This window comes from Spiribacter vilamensis (genome assembly GCF_004217415.1).
GTDB lineage: Bacteria > Pseudomonadota > Gammaproteobacteria > Nitrococcales > Nitrococcaceae > Spiribacter > Spiribacter vilamensis.
This window is the reverse complement of record NZ_SHLI01000001.1, coordinates 1,468,000-1,485,925: the sequence shown is the minus strand read 5'-3', so window position 1 is coordinate 1,485,925 and position 17,926 is coordinate 1,468,000. Positions and strand designations below refer to the sequence as shown.

Here is a 17,926-nt window from a genome sequence, read left to right as displayed (position 1 = left end):
ACAATTACTGAAGGCATCACTTCAAGCGCGTCAGATACCGCCGCCACGATCCGAGTGCCGAGATGTCCTCGGCCTGTTCGGTGGCATAGGCCTCGCAGACAAAGCCGGTGACGTCGCTGCCGTCCTCAAGCGTGATCCGCCCCAGGCCCAGCGGTGCCGGGATGGTCTGCAGGAAATCCCCGACGCGATGCCGGGGCAGCGTCCAGACCTCCACTTCCACCGCCTGGCCATCGGCGTCGACGCGGACCAGTCCCGGGCGTTCGGGTGGCCCGCCGGGCAGGGCATAGAGCCGATACAACGGGGCGGTCCGGGTGGTCTGCAGGTGATGCCCGCCACGCTCGGTGAGCATCGGATTGAGGGGCAGGCCGCTCATGTGTGCGCCGCACACGGCGATCGCCATCCGATCTTCACCGCCACCCACACCGAGCGGTAACCGGCTGTGACGCTGCAGCCGCTCGGCCAGGTCGATGAGCGCCCTGTCCATGCACGCCGGGGCCGCCAGGGTAAGGCCGAACGGCAGCCCGTCGGGGGTAAAGCCGCCCGGAGCGGCGACGGCGCTCAGGTCGAGCAGGTTCATGAAGTTGGTGTAATACCCGAGCTGGCTGTTCACGCCCACCGGATCGGCCTCGACCGCCGCCAGCGTCGGCAGATGGCCGGCGGTGGGGGTGACCAGGCAGTCCACCCGGTCCCAGACCGCTTCGGTCGTCCGCCGCAGCTCCGCCAGCCGGTGCTCGGCATCGAACAGATCACAGGCCTTCGGATGGGCGCCGGCGCCGATGATCTGGCGGGTCACGGGCAGTAGCGAATCGGGTTCTGATTCGATAAATCCGCGGATCGCGCTGTAGCGCTCGGCCACCCATGGGCCCTCGTAGAGCAGGCGGGCGGTCTCGAGGAAGGGCGTCAGGTCAATGCGCCGGGCCTCGCCACCGAGGGCCTCCAGGGCCTGGATGCTGCGTTGGAACGCGGCGGCGCTGTGCTCGTCACCGAAGAATTCCAGGTCCTCGTCGCGGGGGACGCCGAATCGAAAGCCGTCCGTCGGGATCGCCGGCGGCAGAGACGTGGGCGGTCCGGGACGGCGCGCCTGCGGGTCGAGGGGGTCATAGCCGTCCGCCACCTCGAAGACGCGGCGCACGTCGTCGCTGCAGAGTCCGAAGAGGGTCACGCAGTCGAGGCTGCGACAGGCGGGCACCACGCCGCGGGTACTCAGCCGGCCGCGGGTCGGCTTGAGACCTGTGAGGTTGTTGAAGGCGGCAGGTACGCGCCCGGAGCCGGCGGTATCCGTACCCAGCGCAAAGGCGACCTGCCCCAGCGCCACGGCCACCGCCGAGCCGGCACTGGAGCCGCCCGAGATCCGGTCGCGGTCGAAGGCGTTGCGACAGGCGCCGTAGGGCGAGCGGCTGCCCACCAGGCCGGTGGCGAACTGATCGAGGTTGGTCTTGCCGAGTGGCACGGCACCGGCGCGGACCAGCCGCTCGACCACGGCGGCGTGCGCGTCTGGCCAGTAGCAATACGCCGGGCAGCCCGCGGTGGTGGGCAGCCCCGCCACGTCGATATTGTCCTTGACCGCGAAAGGCACGCCGTAGAGCGGCAGCGATGGCGGTTGCCGCTCCAGCCAGTCGATCATTCCCGCCAGGGTGGGCTCGTCGATGACGCTGATCCAGGCGTTGTGCGGATCGGCAGCGGCGATGGCGTCGCGGCTTTTCAGCAGGTGATCGCGTACCGGGTGCCCGGCATGGCGATAGGCGTTGAGACGGTCGGCGATGGTCTCCATTACGTGGACTCCCGACGGATGATCACAAGGGTCTGCCCCGGCGCCACCGAGGTGCCGGGCTCGCAGAGGACACGGCTCACGGTGCCCTGGCAGGGCGAGGGCAGCGGGATCTCCATTTTCATGGATTCCACGACCAGCAGGGTCGCATCGGCATCGACGCGTTCACCCACCCGAGCCTCGATCGCCCAGACGCTCCCCTGTACGCCGGCCTCGACGGCGTACTCGTCGTCATCCAGCTCAAGGCTATCGGTATCGACGGTGGGCGCGGCCTGCACACTCGCGGCAAAGTCCCCCTGGCCGCTGTCGATCCAGCGCTGCCGTTCGGCCTCGAACGCCCCCTGCTGGCGGGCCTTGAAGGTGTCGATCGACTCGGCGTTTGCGGCCACGAACGCCTCGTGGTCGGCCAGTGAAAAGCGGGTCTCCTCGATGTCGAGCCGCATGCCACCGGCCGGGAAGGCGGCGCGCATCTCCATGAGCTCTTCCTCGGAGACCTCGTAGAAGCGCACCTGATCGAAAAAGCGCAGCAGCCAGGGCTGCTGGAACTCCGGCGTGGTCCGGTAGCGGTTCCATATCTGCAGCGTCCGGCCGACGAACTGATAGCCGCCGGGACCCTCCATGCCATAGATGCACATGTACGATCCGCCGATGCCCACGGCATTTTCGGGTGTCCAGGTGCGCGCCGGGTTGTACTTGGTGGTCACCAGGCGATGCCGCGGGTCCACCGGGGTGGCGAGCGGTGCCGAGAGGTACACATCCCCCAGCCCCATGACCAGGTAGGAGGCGTCGAAGACGATACGCTTAACGTCCTCGCGGCGCTCGAGTCCATTGATGCGGCGAATGAATTCTATGTTGTCGGGGCACCAGGGGGCATCCTCGCGCACCGACTGCATGTACTTGCGGGTCGCCAGCCGGGTCTGACTGTCATCCCAGGCCAGCGGCAGATGGATGATGCGCGAGGGGAGCGCACTGTCCGCCATGGCTTCGATGCGCCGCTCCGCCTGCTCGAGGATCTCCATCAACCGATCGGCCGGCAGCTGGCGGGGGTCGAAGTGGATCTGCAGGCTGCGCACTCCGGGTGTCATCTCGATGATGCCGGGAACGGGCCGCTGGCTCAGCCAGTCGAGCAGCGCCTGCACGCGAAAGCGCAGCCCCAGGTCGAGCATCATGGGTCCGTATTCCACCAGCAGGTAGCGATCGCCCGCGACCCGGTAGCTCACGCGCGGGGCGTGGCGGCGATCCGGCCGATGCAGGGCCACCGGATCGGGCGGGTTGGTCAGGGTGGCGGTATGCCGCGGTGTCGGTGGCTGCAGGGTGGTGATCATGGCGGTGCGCTCGGCATCGGCCATGGCCGCCTCGTCGCGATCCACCACGCGGAAACGGATGCGATCGCCCGGCCGCAGCTGGCCGATCTTCCAGCGATCGGCATCGATGATCGTCGCCGGGCAGACGAAGCCACCCAGGCTGGGGCCATCCGGACCCAGGATGACCGGCATGTCGCCGGTGAAGTCGACGCTGCCGATCGCGTAGGCGTTGTCGTGGATGTTGGACGGATGCAGACCCGCCTCGCCACCGTCCTCGCGGGCCCATTGCGGTGCCGGCCCGATGAGTCGCACGCCGGTGCGACTGGAGTTGTAGTGGATCGTCCAGTCGGTGTCGAAAAACGTCTCGATGAACTCGCGGGTGAAGTAATCGGGTGCGCCCTGGGGGCCGGACATGGCCCGCAGCGTCCAGGCCTCGTCGGTGGCGGGCATCAGGTCGTTCGCCCGCAGGCCCGCCGGCAGTTGCCGGCCGGCGGGTGACTCGGCGGTCGCCGCGACCGGCAGCGGGTGCAGGACATCCCCCGCCTGCAGGGCGCGACCCCCGTGACCGCCCAGCTGGCCCAGCGCAAAGGTGGCGCGGCTGCCCATGTGTAGCGGCACGTCGATCCCGCCTTCGATGAGCAGATAGCTGCGGATGCCCGTCTCCCGCGCGCTGCCCATGGCGAGCGTCGCGCCGGCCGGGATCCGCAGCACCTCGCCGGCGGCTACCGGATCGCCGTCGCAGGCAAGGGGGACGGCGGCGCCGGTGATGACCACGTGGGTCGCTTCGGCAAAGCGTAGCGTCGGCCCCTGCGCGGTGATCTCCAGCCCGGCGGCACCGTCTGGATTGCCCAGGAGCCGATTGCCCAGCCGGAACGACAGCTCGTCCATGGGGCCCGAGGGCGGCACACCGATATCCCAGTAGCCGGTTCGACCCGGCCAATCCTGGACCGTGGTGAGTGTCCCGGCGCTGACGACATCGATTCGCGCCTCGCGGGGTCGGAAGTCGGCGAGCCGGGTGGTGGTCGCCTGCCCGTCGATGAACACCGCGTCGGTCATGATGGCGCGCAGATAGGCCAGGTTGGTCATTACGCCGTCAATGCGGGTGCTGGCCAGGGCGTGACCCATCGCCTCGCGCGCGGCCTCGCGATCGGCGCTGTGGGTAATGACCTTGGCGAGGAGGGGGTCGTAATGGGGCGTCACCTCGGTGCCGGCCTCCACCCAGGTGTCGACGCGGGTGTCCTCGGGCCAGATGACATCGGTAATCAGGCCCGTCGCCGGCTGGAAATCCTTGCCCGGATCCTCGGCATAGACACGGGCCTGGATGGCGTGGCCGTTGGCAGGGCCGGGCCGCCGATCGCCGAGGTCATCAAGGGTGCCGGCGGCCGCCTCGACCATCCATGCCACCAGATCGACGCCGGTGACCGCCTCGGTGACGCCGTGCTCCACCTGCAGCCGGGTGTTCATTTCCAGGAAGAAGAATGCGCCGGTGTCGGCGTCGAGGATGAACTCCACCGTGCCCGCCGATCGATAGGCCACGCTACGGCCCAGCCGCTCGGCGGCCTTCATCAGCGCCGCCCGGGTCTCGGCATCAATACCCGGGGCGGGGGTTTCCTCGACGACTTTCTGGTTGCGGCGCTGCAGCGAGCAGTCGCGTTCGCCCAGCGCGATGACCGTGCCCTCGCCATCGCCGAAGATCTGCACCTCGATATGGCGGGCGTGGCGGATGAAGCGCTCGACGAACAGGCCGGCATTGGCGAAATTGTTCTGCGATATCCGCTCCACCGAGGCATGGGCCGTGCGCAGGGCCGTCTCATCATCGCAGACCGCCATGCCGATACCGCCGCCGCCGGCGGTGCTCTTGACCATGACCGGATAGCCGATGGCATCGGCCTCGGTGGCGGCCGCCTCGACGTCGGTAATCAGGTCGCTGCCGGGCAGCAGCGGGACTTCGTTGGCGGCGGCCAGCTCGCGGGCGGTGTGCTTGAGCCCGAAGCGTCGGATCTGATCCGGCGTCGGGCCGATAAAGGCGATGCCCGCCCGCTCGCAGGCCTCGGCAAACTCCGCGTTCTCGGAGAGGAAGCCGTAGCCGGGGTGGATCGCGTCGACGCCATGCTCGCGGGCGACGGCGAGGATGCGATCGGCGTCGAGGTAGGACTCGCTGGCGCGGGCACCCCCGATGAGGATCGCCTCGTCGGCGTCGCGGACATGGGCGGACGCGCGATCGGCCTCCGAGTACACGGCCACCGCGGTGATGCCGAGGCGCTTGAGGGTACGCTCGATGCGACAGGCAATGGCGCCGCGATTGGCAATCAGTATTTTGCTGAACATGGTCAGTCCCAGATGATCATCTCGAGCGGCGTCGGATCGAACCCGCTGCAGGGGTTGTTGAGCTGCGGGCAGTTCGAGACCAGGGCGATCACGTCCATTTCGGCCCGCATCTCGACATACTTGCCGGGTCCGGAGATCCCGTCCTCGAAGCGCAGGCTGCCGGCATCCGTCAGCGGCACGTTCATGAAGAAGTTGATATTGCTCGCGACATCGCGCTTGGTCAGCCCGTAACCGCTCTCCTGGATGGCGTGCAGGAAATTGTCCCGGCAGGAGTGCATGGGCTTTTTATCAAGCGCGTAGCGCATCTGGTTGGCCTCGGCCGAACAGGCGCCCCCGAGTGTGTCATGACGGCCGCAGGTATCCGCGGTGATCGTGAGCATGACGTTGCCGTTGTTCGATACCAGCCGTGTGCCGGTTGTCAGGTAGACATTGCCCTGGCGGCGGGTGGTATCGATCGCGCTGTAATGCTCGCCCTGCGGATTGTCCAGCCCGTAGAACAGGGTGTCGGCGGCTTCGTTGCCCTCGACATCGACGATACGCAGGGTCTGGCCGCGACGGATCTCCGCCATCCACCAGTCGCCGGCCGGGACGACGGTCCGCTGGACGGCATCCTCGGGCTCGAGGTCGCTTGGCTTGAGGTTCATTGCAGGCACGGTCATGACTCCTGGCAGTTGGCGATGAGTGAATTGGCGTAGGCACGGGCATTCTCGGGCCGGCGGTGGATGCACGCGTCGTCATCCCGGACCGGTGCCGAGCGGTAGATCGACAGGTCCACGGCGCCGGGGTTGTAGTCCGGGCCCGGCGCCATCGGGTGCGGGGCGGTGGTCAGGATGACCAGCGTGTCACTGTCGGCACGCAGATCAACGCTGGCGCCGGGATGGCTGTGATCGGCGCTGTAGTGCAGATCACCGTCGTCATCGGCGCTGACTTTCTGGAAGAAATTCACCGGGCTCACCAGGTCCCGCGGCCCCAGCCCCCACTTGGCAAGCTCGATGAGGAACAGCTCGCGGCCATTGCGGTAGAAGTCGTTCCGATGCTCCTGGAACCGGGCCTCGCCAAAGCGCTCATGGATGGAGTCGGCATCGCTGATCCCGCCAATGGGGTCGTGCCAGCCAACGGTATCCTCGACGATCGAGAGCATGACGCGGCCCATGTCCGAGAACAGCATGTCGCCCTGGGTGAGGCGGCTGACATGCTGGCCTTTCAGGGTATCGGCCATGTTGTAGCGCTCGAGCGTGTTCATGGGGTTGTAGCCGAGCAGGGACACGTTGGCGGTTCCGTGGGTGTCCACCAGGCGGAGCGTGAAGCCGCGCCGCACGACCATCGACCAGTAGCGTCCGCCTGGGACGTGTTCATGGTGCACGATGCGCGATTCGGCGATGGGAGTCGCAGGCATCAGGCATTCTCCTTGTTATGCGTGGATGAGAGTCGGGCCTGCAGCGCCGGTGCCAGTTCAGCGGGCTGCTGGCCGCCGTGCTGCAGTGGGATGTCATAGGTGATGGTGGCGCCGTAGGCCTCCGGGGCCTGCGGATCGTCACGGACCTTGTCGAAAACCAGCAGCCGGGTGCCCAGATCGAAGCCTTCCTTGAGGTCGTGGGTAACCATGAAGATGGTGATACCGCTGCGCTCCCACAGATCGAGGATGAGCGCATGCATATCCTTGCGAATGCCCGGGTCGAGGGCGCCGAAGGGCTCGTCGAGCAGCAGGATGCGCGGGTTTTTCATGAGCGCCTGGGCAATGGCGAGACGCTGCTGCATGCCGCCCGACAGCTCGCTGGCATATTTATCTGCGGCGGGGCCCAGGCCGACCCGCTCGAGCATGTCGTGGGCTTGTGCCAGGGCCTCGTGTCGCGCGCTGCCAAACAACCTGCCCAGCCATGGGGCCTGTTCCATCTCCTCGGCGATCAGCACGTTGGCAATGGCCGTCAGGTGTGGAAATACCGAATATTTCTGGAACACCACACCACGGTCGGGGCCGGGTTCGGGGGTCATCGGTGCGCCATCAAGCAGCAGTTGCCCCCGGGTTGGCGACTCCGCGCCGAGCAGCATGCGCAGGAAGGTGCTTTTACCGCAGCCTGAGGCACCCACGAGGGTGACAAACTCTCCAGCACTAACCTGAAGATCGATATTCTCCAATACAACGGTGGACCCGTACTCTTTCCAGAGGCTACAAATCTCGATCGCACTCATTCTGATCTCCCGGCGGTATACCAAGGAAAGAGCCATTGATTAATGTGGCGCAGCAACCAGTCGAACAAGAACGCAAGGATTGTGATCCAGACCACGTAGGGGATGATGGTCTGCATGTCGAGATAGCGTCGGACAAGAAAGATCCGGTAACCAAGGCCCTGCTCAGCCGCTATGGCTTCTGCGGCAATCAGAAACAACCAGGCAGACCCTAGCGCGAGCCGCGTCACATCAAACAGTCGCGGTAAAGTCTGAGGAATCGCCACACGCAGAAAGACTTGCCAACTCGATGCCCCTAGCGTCTGGGCCTTGACTAACTGCTCTGAGGGCAATCCCTCGACGCGTTGCTGAAGGTCACGAATCATCACTGGCAGGATGCCGAAGATAATGAGCATGATCTTCGAGAGCTCGCCGACGCCAAAAGCGATGAAAAAGATCGGGAGGACGGCAAGAGGCGGGATCATTGCAACAGCCGCAATGAAGGTTGAAAGCGTGCGGTTGACATAAGGGATCAGTCCGGTCAGCACCCCTACCAGAAGCGCAGATACCATGCTTATGGCCACTCCACTGCCGATACGGAACAGGCTCGCCTGAGTGTCCGCCCACAGAAGGATGTCGCCGGTACGACGACTGGGCTCTGTGGTCAGGCGATCAACGGAAGCTGCGAGTGTTCCCAGGGAAGGCAGAAGCTTATCGTTGGGGTTCTCGGCAAGTCTCTCAACCGAGGCAACCACATAGAATCCTACTGCAAGCAGAAAAGGCGCTGCCGCGACCGCGACTGCAAGTGTTTTGGTCGGCTTTTGATTGATCAGTCGTTTCATGACTGGGCGTCGCCGGAAGGTGGCACAGGCTTCGGGCGTGGCATAACGATCTCCTCTCGAGTTTGCTCAACGGCAAGGACAGGTGAGCGATGCTCTAACCTCCCGGGCTTTTGTCCCGCCGTGTAACCCCTCGAGAGAGGTCGGTTGCTCTTGGACCAGTCGCCTCTTCAAGCCGGAACCCTAGCAACGCTATTACCAGATTGTTTGAGCAGTCGACTCAGACCGTCGGTCCGTCATCGCTCAGCTGTCTCACCAACATAAATGCAATTTAGGTGCCAATGGCTGACGCTCCCTGAAGCCATGGGAGCGGACGGCCGGCCTATTCTACTGAGCACCAATCTGGAGCATTTTCTCCGGCTTATGACCAACATGGGTGCACTGGACGGCGCGCTTTACGACAGTGTATTTAGTTGCAATACTGCATGTAAATGAACTTATAGCGAGGAAGTCATGATGAGCAGCCAAACGGGTGGAGACGTGCACAAGGATTTCCAGTCGATTCCGGTGATCAATATCTCCGGCCTTTTTCACGGTGACGCGGATACACGGCAGTCGATCGCGGAAGAGATTGGAGAAGCGGCGCGCAATATCGGATTCTTCCAGATCGTTGGTCATGGTATTGATGCATCAATGCGCGATGAGCTGAAAGCTCAAGCGAGCGCGTTCTTCGAGCAGCCGCTCGATGACAAAATGTCACTGTATATTGGCAACTACTCGAATCACCGGGGATATGTCCCGCAGGGGGAGGAGTCGCCAGATCCGAACAAGCGGGACCTGAAAGAGGCATTCGACCTTGCGATGGAGCTTGATCCGCAGGATCCTGCAGTAACTCCTCAAGCACCATTGCTGGGGCCAAACCCCTGGCCCGAGCTGCCGGGTTTCCGGGAGGCCGTCGAGACCTACTACGACAGTGTCTACCAGGTTGGCCGGGAGTTAATGGGCGCTTTCGCCCGCTCGCTTGGCCTCCCTGAAGACCGTTTCCTGAGACACGTGAATAAGCCGCCCAGCCAGCTTAGGCTGATCCATTACCCCCATGACCCGCTGGCCGAAGATGCTGAGGGAATCGGCGCCCATACGGACTATGAGTGTTTCACGCTCTTGCTGCCTACCACTGACGGGCTGCAGGTTATGAACGGCGCCGGCGAGTGGATTGACGTGCCGTTTCGACCCGACGCCCTGGTAGTGAATACCGGCGACATGCTTGAGGTGTGGACGAACGGCGAATTTATTGCGACATCCCACCGGGTGCGGAAGGTAAAAGAGGAGCGCTATTCGTTCCCGTTCTTCTTCGCCTGCGACTATGAAACGGTGGTTGAGCCTTTGCCGGAGATCGTTGGCGTGAATGGGACACCGCGGTATGCAGCGCTAAAAGCCGGCGACCATCTCTATGCCCAGACCATTCAGACTTTCCGCTATCTGAGAGAGCGTCTGGAGCGAGGGGAGGTCAAAATGCCTGATGGCGCCCTGGAGACTGGCAGCCTGGGGCAACACGGCCGCCACAAGGATGCCACGACCGGCTGAATCCTCTGTGTTTAATCAATCGTCGAGTAACTGGCTCAAAGATGGATCGTCTGCCGGTTGGGACATTGTACCCAACCGGTCGGCCTGATCCTGATCCAGGTGAACAATCGCGAGCTCGGGGCTATCCCCGAGCAGCGCCAGAATATTGCCCCTGGAATCAATCACGGTGCTTTGTCCGAGCATCGTCAAGTCACCATCAATGCCCGCATAGTTCGCATAGACTATACGTACCCCGGCTTCTACAGCCCTTGTTGGTAGCGTCTTTACAGGAACCTGGTTATAGGGCGACATATTCGCCGTCGGCACCAGTAAATTGGCTGCTCCCGCTCTCGCCATCTTTTTAACCAGGTCTGCCTGTTCCACATCAAAGCAGATAGCGAGCCCTGTACGGCCCAAAGGCGAGTCGAAAACAATCGTCCGGCGTCCTGCGACAAAGGCTTTTTTCTCGGCGTTACCGAAAAGGCAGATCTTGTCGTACTCCGCGATCACCTGTCCGTTTGGGTGGATTGCTACAGCGCTGTTCGCGATGCCGTTCGGTCGACTACGAGCAAGACCAGTAACAATCCACAGTTGCTGGGTTCGGGCGATATCGCAGATTAGTGAGAGATAGCGGTTATCTGCGCTTGCGGCTTGTGCGGGATCGTGGAGGGTCCGCACGTATCCGCTGAGAAATAGTTCGGGCAGGATTAACATCACCGAGGTTTTGCGCCGGTGCTGTGACAGCGACGAGGCGATAGCACTGATTACCGGCAAGCGCTCGGCACCGCCAGACATCTCGGTCGACGCCTGCGCGATCGCGATGGTGACGCCGGGCTTCTGGTCGTGGCGTTGAGAATTCATCCGGCGACTGCAATAGAACCAAGCGTCTCGAGAATGAGTGTGGAAGCCAGTCGCGAGGTAATACCAGCGGTGTCGTACGGTGGCGAAACCTCCACCAGGTCAAAGCCGCCAAGGCCACCCCCGGCGGCGCCAAGTAGTCGCACCAACTTGATGGCTTCGCGGCTGGTCAATCCCCCTGGAGCGGGCACTCCGGTGCCGGGAGCGAACGCTGCATCGATGGCATCGATATCAAAGGACATGTAGACCCCGTCCGTACCAGCCTCGACCAACTCACGGGTGCGTCGTGCGGTTTCCTCGATGCCCTGAGTGATAACCTCCTCCTGGTGAATGACCGTCATACCGTGCTTTCGGGCGTATTCCACTTCGTTAGAGGGATTCATCCATCCATTGATACCAACGATCACGATATTGGCAGGGTCGAAACCGGCATCCACGGCCCGAGTGATTGGGCAGCAGTGGCTGAGCGGTTCACCACCGAGTTCCTCCGCGGTGTCGTAGTGACTGTCAACGAGAATAAGCCCTGGCTTGCGGTGATGACGTGCAAAAGCCCTGAGGCATGGAATAGCAACAGAATGATCTCCACCCAGTGTGACGGGTCGCATCTGTTGAGCATGGAAGTTGTCCATGATTGTCTCAACTTCCGCAAAGGTCCGCTCGGGCCCGCCGGGGACCACGGCAGCATCGCCGCAGTCGATGACGGGGAAGTGCTCGAGCAGATCAATGCCACGGCTGGCGTTGAATGACGAACTCTGTTCGCTTGCCTCGCGAATCGCCTTTGGGCCGTGGTTAGCCCCGGAGCGGCTGATGCACATCCCGTCAAAGGGGACGCCGAGGACGGCGGCGGCGCCGGGGTGTTCCGCCAGAGCCTCTGGCGTAGGCACCACGCGTGGTGCGCCCAGAAAGCTGCCGGGGAATCCTCCGGAATGCAGAAATCGCCCGAATGAGGCAGTCTTTTCACTCATCGAAAACCCTCGAGTATTTTAAACGGTCCAGAGTGTCCGGCGCCGATGCTCGTCACCGATCCGATAGAATTCGCTTTCCCATTCACCCAGCTTCTGGCGCACGTAAATAGATTTGAATTCGCCGAGCACGTCCTCGACCAGCGGATCGGCATCAAACGCCTCAAGCGCGTGAAGTAGCGTGCGAGGCAGTAGTGCCTCCTTTTGCTCCGACAGAGGCATATCTCCGAGATCGTAAGCATTGTCGTTGAGTGGCTTGCCTGGATCGAGGTCTTCATCGATGCCTTCCAGTCCCGCTGCGATGTGCATAGCGGCTGCCAGATACGGGTTACAGCTCATATCCGGTGCGCGGTTTTCAATGCAATAACGATTGGCTGGCATGCGTAGCATGGCAGAGCGATTATTGCGGCCGTAGGCGATAACAACCGGCGCCCATGATTGATCCACCATCTCGCCCTGCGCGAGCAGGCCCTGGTAGGAGTTGTAGGTGGGGCAGGTCAGGGCCGTGATGGCGCCGGCATGTCGGAGGACTCCGGCAGTGAAGTTGAAGGCCAGGCGCGAGAAGTTGATTCCATGCATCTGTGCCATCGGGTCGGGATTGTCCCCCGGTGCGAACAGGTTTTCGCCGGTCTCCATATCCTCAAGGGAAATATTGAAGTGTGCACCGCTGCGGAACTCGGTCGCGAACGGTTTCGGCATGAAACTCGCACGAGCATTAAAGTCATGAGCGACCCGTTTGGCCATGAGCCGCATGAAAACAAACTGGTCGGCACTGCTCATGATATCGGTATAACCAAAGTCGAACTCGTACTGGCCGTTACCGCCCTCCTGATCGAATGAGTAAACGTTCCAGCCCAGCTCATCCATGTATTTGCGCATGCGAGAGAGGTAAGGGAAGGCGTCTTCGGTGAGGTCGATGTCGTAAGCAGGACAAACACCGAAATAATCCTGCGTGATGGTGTCGAGCCCGTTGCCCGACTCGCCGCGCAGGACGTAGTACTCCGGCTCAAACCCCAGGTTGACTCTTATGCCCCGGGCTTCGGCCCGTTCAACCATCCTCTTGAGAATGACCCGGCTATCGTTGGGATATGGCTCGCCATGGTAGTAGAGCTGGCCGGTAAACCAGGCGCGAGAACGGTCCCAGGGCAATATGACGCCGGTGTCGAGGTCCGGCACCGCGGCACACTCGTCTTCCTGTGGTCCGGAAAGGCCCATCCCCTCCATGGCACCGACAGTGAAGAGTTCGGAGCCCGCGCACATCTTCTCGAACTTCTCGATGGGAGTGCACTTCGCTTTGGGGCGCCCATGGATATCCACGTAACTCGCGTAGCAGTATTCCACGCCGGCTGCCTGCAATTCGGCTTTAACCGCAGCGACTCGCTCCGGATCTTCGACAATGTCTGCGGGCGCACCGGGAGACGGATTACCCGACTCGATCAGTCGGTTGATGCGTTGATCACTAATGGTGGCGCTCATCTTTGCGTCGTTCCTTGTTGGTTGCCTTGCTGTGAGGACCACTGGAGCGGTGCCTCCTCGGTACGTGCCGTTTCAAGTATCGAAGCAAGGCCTTGGCCCATTTCTTCGAGTAGTTCGGCACCGCGATCCGCGTTGCCGAGACTTGGGCGTCCAGTCACGCCGTTACGGCTGGTTCGCGGTACGACGTAACTGAAAACGGTTCCGGCTGTTCGGTCCTCGTCATCCTCCACCGCTTCCATGACACAGGCGTCCGGATCGATATGGAGCATCAGGTCGGTTTCAGCCCGGTTGGCATGAATGTCGTCCCCATCGCTCAGAAAATATTCCTTAACCTGATCCGTCACGAAGTAGGTTTCGACAAGACCGATCTGTAGCTTTTCCCCGTACTCGTATCGCAGTCGGTCTATTGCGACCTGGAGTGTGGCGGCGTTGCCGAAGTGGGAATTGACGATCAGGATCCGGTCAAAACCCGCTGAATGGATCCATTCGTAGGCTTCGCGTATGGAAAGGGCGAGTGTTTCATGCGTTAGTGACACCGTTCCGGGCCAGTGCTGGGTGTGACCAACTGAGACCGCATAAGAAATGGCGGGTAAGACCGGTACACCTGTTAAAGCCGAGGCATAACCGCAGACTGCGGATGCAATCGCTGTATCCGTGGATAGGGGAAGATGCGGACCATGCTGTTCTGTCGCACCGACCGGGAGGGCGACCAGCCTCTCCCCTCTGGCGTGCATCGCCTGAATGCTTTTCCACGTCATGCGCTCCCAGAGGACGGGCTGGCGGCCAGCCAGCCCTCCACCGACGCCAAAGTATCCGGTGGTCTGGAGCATCAGAGCTCATCCTCAGCCGCCATGCGGATGTACTCGTTGCTAAAGCGCAGCTGAATGTTGTCCTCATTGCCGAGCGTTGAGCCTTCAGGGAAAGCAATGCCGATAAAACCTGGATCGGTGACACTCTCACCGAGCAGGGCGTGACGGGCAGAGAACTGGCGGACGAAGTCCATCGACTCGACCAGCTCCTCGTCCGTCGCGAACGCGAGTTTCTTCTCGGGTGTATCGAACATGAATGTCGCTTCAAGCTGCGTGTTGTAGCCTGCAAGATCGGTTCCGGCGGCCTCAGCCATTAGGGACCGCGCCGATTCGCGCGCACCCTGATCATCGCCATACATGATGGCCATGGTTTCATACCAGGCACCCGTCAACGCTTTACCCAACTCCGGGTATTCCTCCAGGGTTTCGGTATCGACGACCATCATGTCGAGAATCTCGCCCGGGATCTCGCTTGAGTCGAAAACCACGTTGGCATCGGGGTGCTCGGCGATCTCACCGAGTTGTGGGTTCCAGGCTGTTACTGCATTGACGCCTGACTGTTCGAAAACCCCGACAATATCGGCATCCGAGGTGTTGATCGTGTTGATATCGCGCTCGCTCATGTCGGCCTTCTGTAGGGCGCGCGCGAGGGTGTAGTGAGATACCGAATACTGTACGAGGTAAACGTCACGCCCTGCGATATCACTCATCGAGTCCCCGTTTTTGAGTACAACCGCGTCATTGCCGTTTGAGTAATCGGTAATGAAAAGGGATGTTGAGTCTTTGCCGTTGGCCGCGGGGATGGTGAGGGCGTCCATATTGGTCATGGTCACGCCGTCATAGCGGCCCGACGTATACAGGTTAATTCCACCGATATAGTCGTTGACCTGAATCAGGTTGATATCGATGTCGTAACGGTCGGCCCATTTATCGATAATCCCCTCTCGTTCCATGTACGCAAAAGGCATCCAGCCAACATAAACCGTCCAGCCGATGTCGAAGGTCGGTGTCTCCTGGGCCATCGTCGAAGACGGCCCGATTGCGGCGATGCCTAGCGTTGACGCCGCAACGAATGTTTTCAAGCGGGTGCTGAAAATCATGATGAACTCCCTGATGAGAACCTGATAGTGGTGGTTTTATTGCATGTAATATTGCTAACACATAAGGCGTTGCAATTTGGATGCCAATGCAGCCTGCGCTTTGGTTTCAGGGGGTTGCGCGGGAACGGGAGAAGCAGGGAATCCTTATGAAGGCCGTCTCTGCACCATCAGGTGGCAACCGGGCGGCGTTGTGCAACAGGATGGTGCTTGGTCAGTCACTCGCTCGTTGCCACTTGCCAAACTGTGCGCGCAATCGATTTGCCATCCATTGGTTTACCGACCAAAGATCGGCGACCGGAACGTCTGTGAATGGCAAGTGGTGGAGGTAGCCATCAATACCGAACTCGGGTGTCATTGTGATCGTATCGTGGCTACTCGCTCTTTGAGCTTCCCAGAATAATGTCCAGCAGCATTCATGGCTCGCCAGTGCATCTGCGTACTCTGGCGCTGCCGGGTGGGGCACCTGAGGCCCTTGGTCGTAGCCCACGCGGGCGTGGATATGGCGCACGTGTGGGGCAATGTCATGGATGATGTCCAGCTCTGTATCCATTAGTCGTTCACTGACAACGCACCAATGGCTGATATCAGCGGTAATCTCCAACTCGGGTAGGATTTCCAGCAACCGCTGTGTACCCCAGGGTGTGAACATCGGGCGGCTTCGATGCGTTTCAAACAAGACGTTCAACGCATTGCTATCGGCAAGGTCAAGTGCGCGTTGGTAGAAATCAACGACAACGTCGGAAGGCCAGGCATCCAGACCTGCAATACAATTGATTCGTTGGGGTTCCAGTGCTTTCAGATAAGTAAAAGCGGATCGGAGGTTCATCAAGTGCTCATGAACGCTCAAGTTGCGTTGGGGTACATAGCCCCCACCGCTACAAATTTCAGCGTTCCATAAAAGCCCTGTTTTTTCCCGCATATCCATGATCTGACGATAGCCATGGTCATCCTCAGGCGCGGGGGACTCAATACCATCAAAACCGGCATCTAGAGCCTCTTGTGCCGCTTTCATCAGGTTTCCGTCGGTTCCCCAGAGTGCCCTGAAGATTTCAAGTTTCAAATTGACACCGATACATGCAAAAGTGCATTTATAGTTTCACCCATCTGCGGCACTGTAAAGGGATGAGAGGTCAACTCACATAGAAGAGGACGATCGAGATTCCATGACAAGGACGTACTCCGACTCGGACCGCTGCTGGTTTGTGCTGACACTGCAGAACATCGACGCATCCTGGGGTGAGATCGTGGGCGGCGAGGCCTATTATGACCTCCACTATTCAGATCTCTTTACCCGCCTGTGGTTGTCTCGAGATCGGTCACCGCGCAAGACCGAGCTCTACGATTTCATGCCAAGGGTTAGTCGTCGGACCGCAGTCAAGTACGTCGATCGAGCTATTCGGGAGGGGCTTCTAGTGCAGGAGACCGATCCAGCCGATCGGCGATCGAAGCGGGTATCTCTGTCACCGGAGCTACTCGAGCGGATCGAGTCGTTCCTTGACCGCTCTCTGGAAATTCTGCGTGCACCATCGGCAACGGACGCTAATCTCGCAGTCGGGAATAGTAGTTAGCATAACCGCGTTGATACCAGTCCTCGATCGCACAGTCCCGACCTGGCCAGGCCACATGCTGGAACGGCCATGCATCTGTCACCCAGGCAATGATCTGTTCTTCCATCGGCTTGGCGATTACGCCATCCAAGTCGGATCGGATCCATAGATAGGCCTCGATGTCGTGGTCGGGGCTTTGGGTCGGGAACAGGTAGAGACAGCCATTGCAGAGACGTTGACGAGGGGCGATAACCAGGAAGGCGAAAGATGTGCCTTCCTCAAATTCGTCCGCATGCCATCGAAGATCGTCGCGATCTTCCTGAATGGTCAAGTCAAACGGTGGCCAGTCCACCTCCGGGCCAAAGAGTCCGCGTATTGCAGGGCGGCTTTCCACGACCGCTGCAAAATCTTCTTCCACCCAGTCCGGTGTTGCTGGCACGAGACGAAACAAATCGCTTACCGGTCGGTTCGGCGATGGGTGAATGGGGCGTGGGATCGGGCTGAACCCATGCGCTGAGATCCTGGAGCTCATCGTCTACTGCCATCTCCGTGTTACTGCTGCTCGAAACGGTCCTCGATCGCCGACAGGGTGATTTCCACCCGACGGTTCCGTGCCTGTCCCTGTTCGGTGTTGTTGCTGGCTATCGGCTGGTTCTCGCCATAGCCGCGCATGCTCAGGCGATTACGGGAAACACCGGTCTGTGCCAGGTAGTTGCCCACCGAGGAGGCACGCCGCTCGGAGAGCCGCTGGTTGTAGTCCGCATCGCCCGTGCTGTCGGTATGGCCGGCGATGTTGACCCGTGTGGCCGCGTACTCCTGCAGTACCGAGGCCACGTCGTTGAGGGCGTTGCGCGCATTTGCCGTCAGGGAGCTCGAATCGAAGCCGAAGGTCACCTCGCTCGGCATGTCGAGCACGATATCGTCACCGCGTCGGTCGACGCCGATACCGGTGCCCTGGGTGCTCTTCCGCAACTCCTCTTCCTGGCGGTCCATGTAGGCGCCGATACCGCCACCCGCGGCTGCTCCGGCAGCGGCGCCCAGCAGTGCGCGATCGCGCCGGCTGGTGCTGCCATCGCCGCTCAGTGCGCCAACGGCGGCACCGACAGCGGCACCAATGGCCGCGCCGGTCCCGGTCTTGCTGCGCTCGCTCTGGCCGTTCTGCGAATCGGTGGTGGCGCAGCCCGCAAGCATGGCTGCCGCGGCCACAGAGGCCGTAATCCGTGTGAATCTGTTCATTGTTCGAGTCGCTCCGGGTTGGATGTCGGT

At 61.4% G+C, this 17,926-nt stretch carries 15 protein-coding genes and 1 riboswitch; of the genes, 1 reads left to right on the top strand and 14 read right to left on the bottom strand.

The window, feature by feature from the left end; genetic code table 11:
• Window positions 1-16: 16 nt before the first annotated feature.
• Genes atzF through EV698_RS07405 form a run of 6 tightly spaced genes read right to left on the bottom strand, consistent with a single transcriptional unit; the run spans window position 17 to window position 8,408 of the window.
• Entirely contained in the window at window positions 17-1,771 is a 1,755-nt protein-coding gene (gene atzF / locus EV698_RS07430; protein ID WP_130503455.1) for an allophanate hydrolase, read from the bottom strand.
• Window positions 1,771-5,400: an urea carboxylase gene (gene uca, locus EV698_RS07425; RefSeq protein ID WP_130503454.1), complete on the bottom strand. Its 3,630-nt coding sequence runs from the start codon at window positions 5,398-5,400 to the stop codon at window positions 1,771-1,773. Before uca ends, atzF begins: the two co-directional genes overlap by 1 nt.
• Before the next feature lie 2 nt (window positions 5,401-5,402).
• A complete protein-coding gene (locus EV698_RS07420; RefSeq protein ID WP_130504056.1) occupies window positions 5,403-6,044 on the bottom strand; it encodes an urea amidolyase associated protein UAAP2 in 642 nt (213 codons plus the stop codon).
• Between the two features lie 11 nt (window positions 6,045-6,055).
• A complete protein-coding gene (locus EV698_RS07415; RefSeq protein ID WP_130503453.1) occupies window positions 6,056-6,796 on the bottom strand; it encodes an urea amidolyase associated protein UAAP1 in 741 nt (246 codons plus the stop codon).
• Entirely contained in the window at window positions 6,796-7,590 is a 795-nt protein-coding gene (locus tag EV698_RS07410) for an ABC transporter ATP-binding protein (RefSeq protein ID WP_130503452.1), read from the bottom strand. The genes EV698_RS07415 and EV698_RS07410 overlap by 1 nt, the downstream gene beginning before the upstream one ends.
• The gene (locus tag EV698_RS07405; protein WP_130503451.1) at window positions 7,587-8,408 is read right to left on the bottom strand and encodes an ABC transporter permease; all 822 of its coding nucleotides are present in this window, start codon (window positions 8,406-8,408) and stop codon (window positions 7,587-7,589) included. Before EV698_RS07405 ends, EV698_RS07410 begins: the two co-directional genes overlap by 4 nt.
• 97 nt (window positions 8,409-8,505) lie before the next feature.
• A riboswitch (guanidine-I (ykkC/yxkD leader) is annotated at window positions 8,506-8,603 on the bottom strand.
• A gap of 258 nt (window positions 8,604-8,861) precedes the next feature.
• On the opposite strand from EV698_RS07405, the gene EV698_RS07395 reads away from it, so the two are divergent.
• Window positions 8,862-9,929: an isopenicillin N synthase family dioxygenase gene (locus EV698_RS07395; RefSeq protein WP_130503449.1), complete on the top strand. Its 1,068-nt coding sequence runs from the start codon at window positions 8,862-8,864 to the stop codon at window positions 9,927-9,929.
• Window positions 9,930-9,944: 15 nt separating this feature from the next.
• Here the strand turns inward: EV698_RS07395 and EV698_RS07390 are convergent, their stop codons facing one another.
• From EV698_RS07390 to EV698_RS07350, 8 genes are all read right to left on the bottom strand, one after another.
• Window positions 9,945-10,769 (bottom strand): nitrilase-related carbon-nitrogen hydrolase, encoded by an 825-nt coding sequence (locus EV698_RS07390; protein ID WP_130503448.1) that lies wholly within the window; start codon window positions 10,767-10,769, stop codon window positions 9,945-9,947.
• Window positions 10,766-11,731 (bottom strand): agmatinase, encoded by a 966-nt coding sequence (speB, locus tag EV698_RS07385; RefSeq protein ID WP_130503447.1) that lies wholly within the window; start codon window positions 11,729-11,731, stop codon window positions 10,766-10,768. Before speB ends, EV698_RS07390 begins: the two co-directional genes overlap by 4 nt.
• A gap of 18 nt (window positions 11,732-11,749) precedes the next feature.
• Window positions 11,750-13,204, bottom strand: coding sequence for a glutamine synthetase family protein (locus EV698_RS07380; RefSeq protein WP_130503446.1), 1,455 nt, complete (start codon window positions 13,202-13,204; stop codon window positions 11,750-11,752).
• Complete coding sequence (locus EV698_RS07375) at window positions 13,201-14,034, bottom strand: creatininase family protein (protein WP_130503445.1); 834 nt, start codon at window positions 14,032-14,034, stop codon at window positions 13,201-13,203. The genes EV698_RS07380 and EV698_RS07375 overlap by 4 nt, the downstream gene beginning before the upstream one ends.
• The gene (locus EV698_RS07370) at window positions 14,034-15,113 is read right to left on the bottom strand and encodes a putative urea ABC transporter substrate-binding protein (protein WP_130503444.1); all 1,080 of its coding nucleotides are present in this window, start codon (window positions 15,111-15,113) and stop codon (window positions 14,034-14,036) included. The genes EV698_RS07375 and EV698_RS07370 overlap by 1 nt, the downstream gene beginning before the upstream one ends.
• Before the next feature lie 211 nt (window positions 15,114-15,324).
• Window positions 15,325-16,173 carry a sugar phosphate isomerase/epimerase family protein gene (locus EV698_RS07365; RefSeq protein ID WP_130503443.1) on the bottom strand — a complete coding sequence of 283 codons (849 nt, stop codon included), beginning with the start codon at window positions 16,171-16,173 and terminating at the stop codon, window positions 15,325-15,327.
• A 479-nt stretch (window positions 16,174-16,652) separates the two neighbouring features.
• A complete protein-coding gene (locus EV698_RS07355; protein WP_130503441.1) occupies window positions 16,653-17,192 on the bottom strand; it encodes a hypothetical protein in 540 nt (179 codons plus the stop codon).
• A gap of 20 nt (window positions 17,193-17,212) precedes the next feature.
• On the bottom strand, window positions 17,213-17,896 hold the full coding sequence (locus EV698_RS07350; protein WP_130503440.1) for a YiaD family glycine zipper/OmpA-like lipoprotein: 684 nt from the start codon (window positions 17,894-17,896) through the stop codon (window positions 17,213-17,215).
• Between the last annotated feature and the right edge of the window lie 30 nt (window positions 17,897-17,926).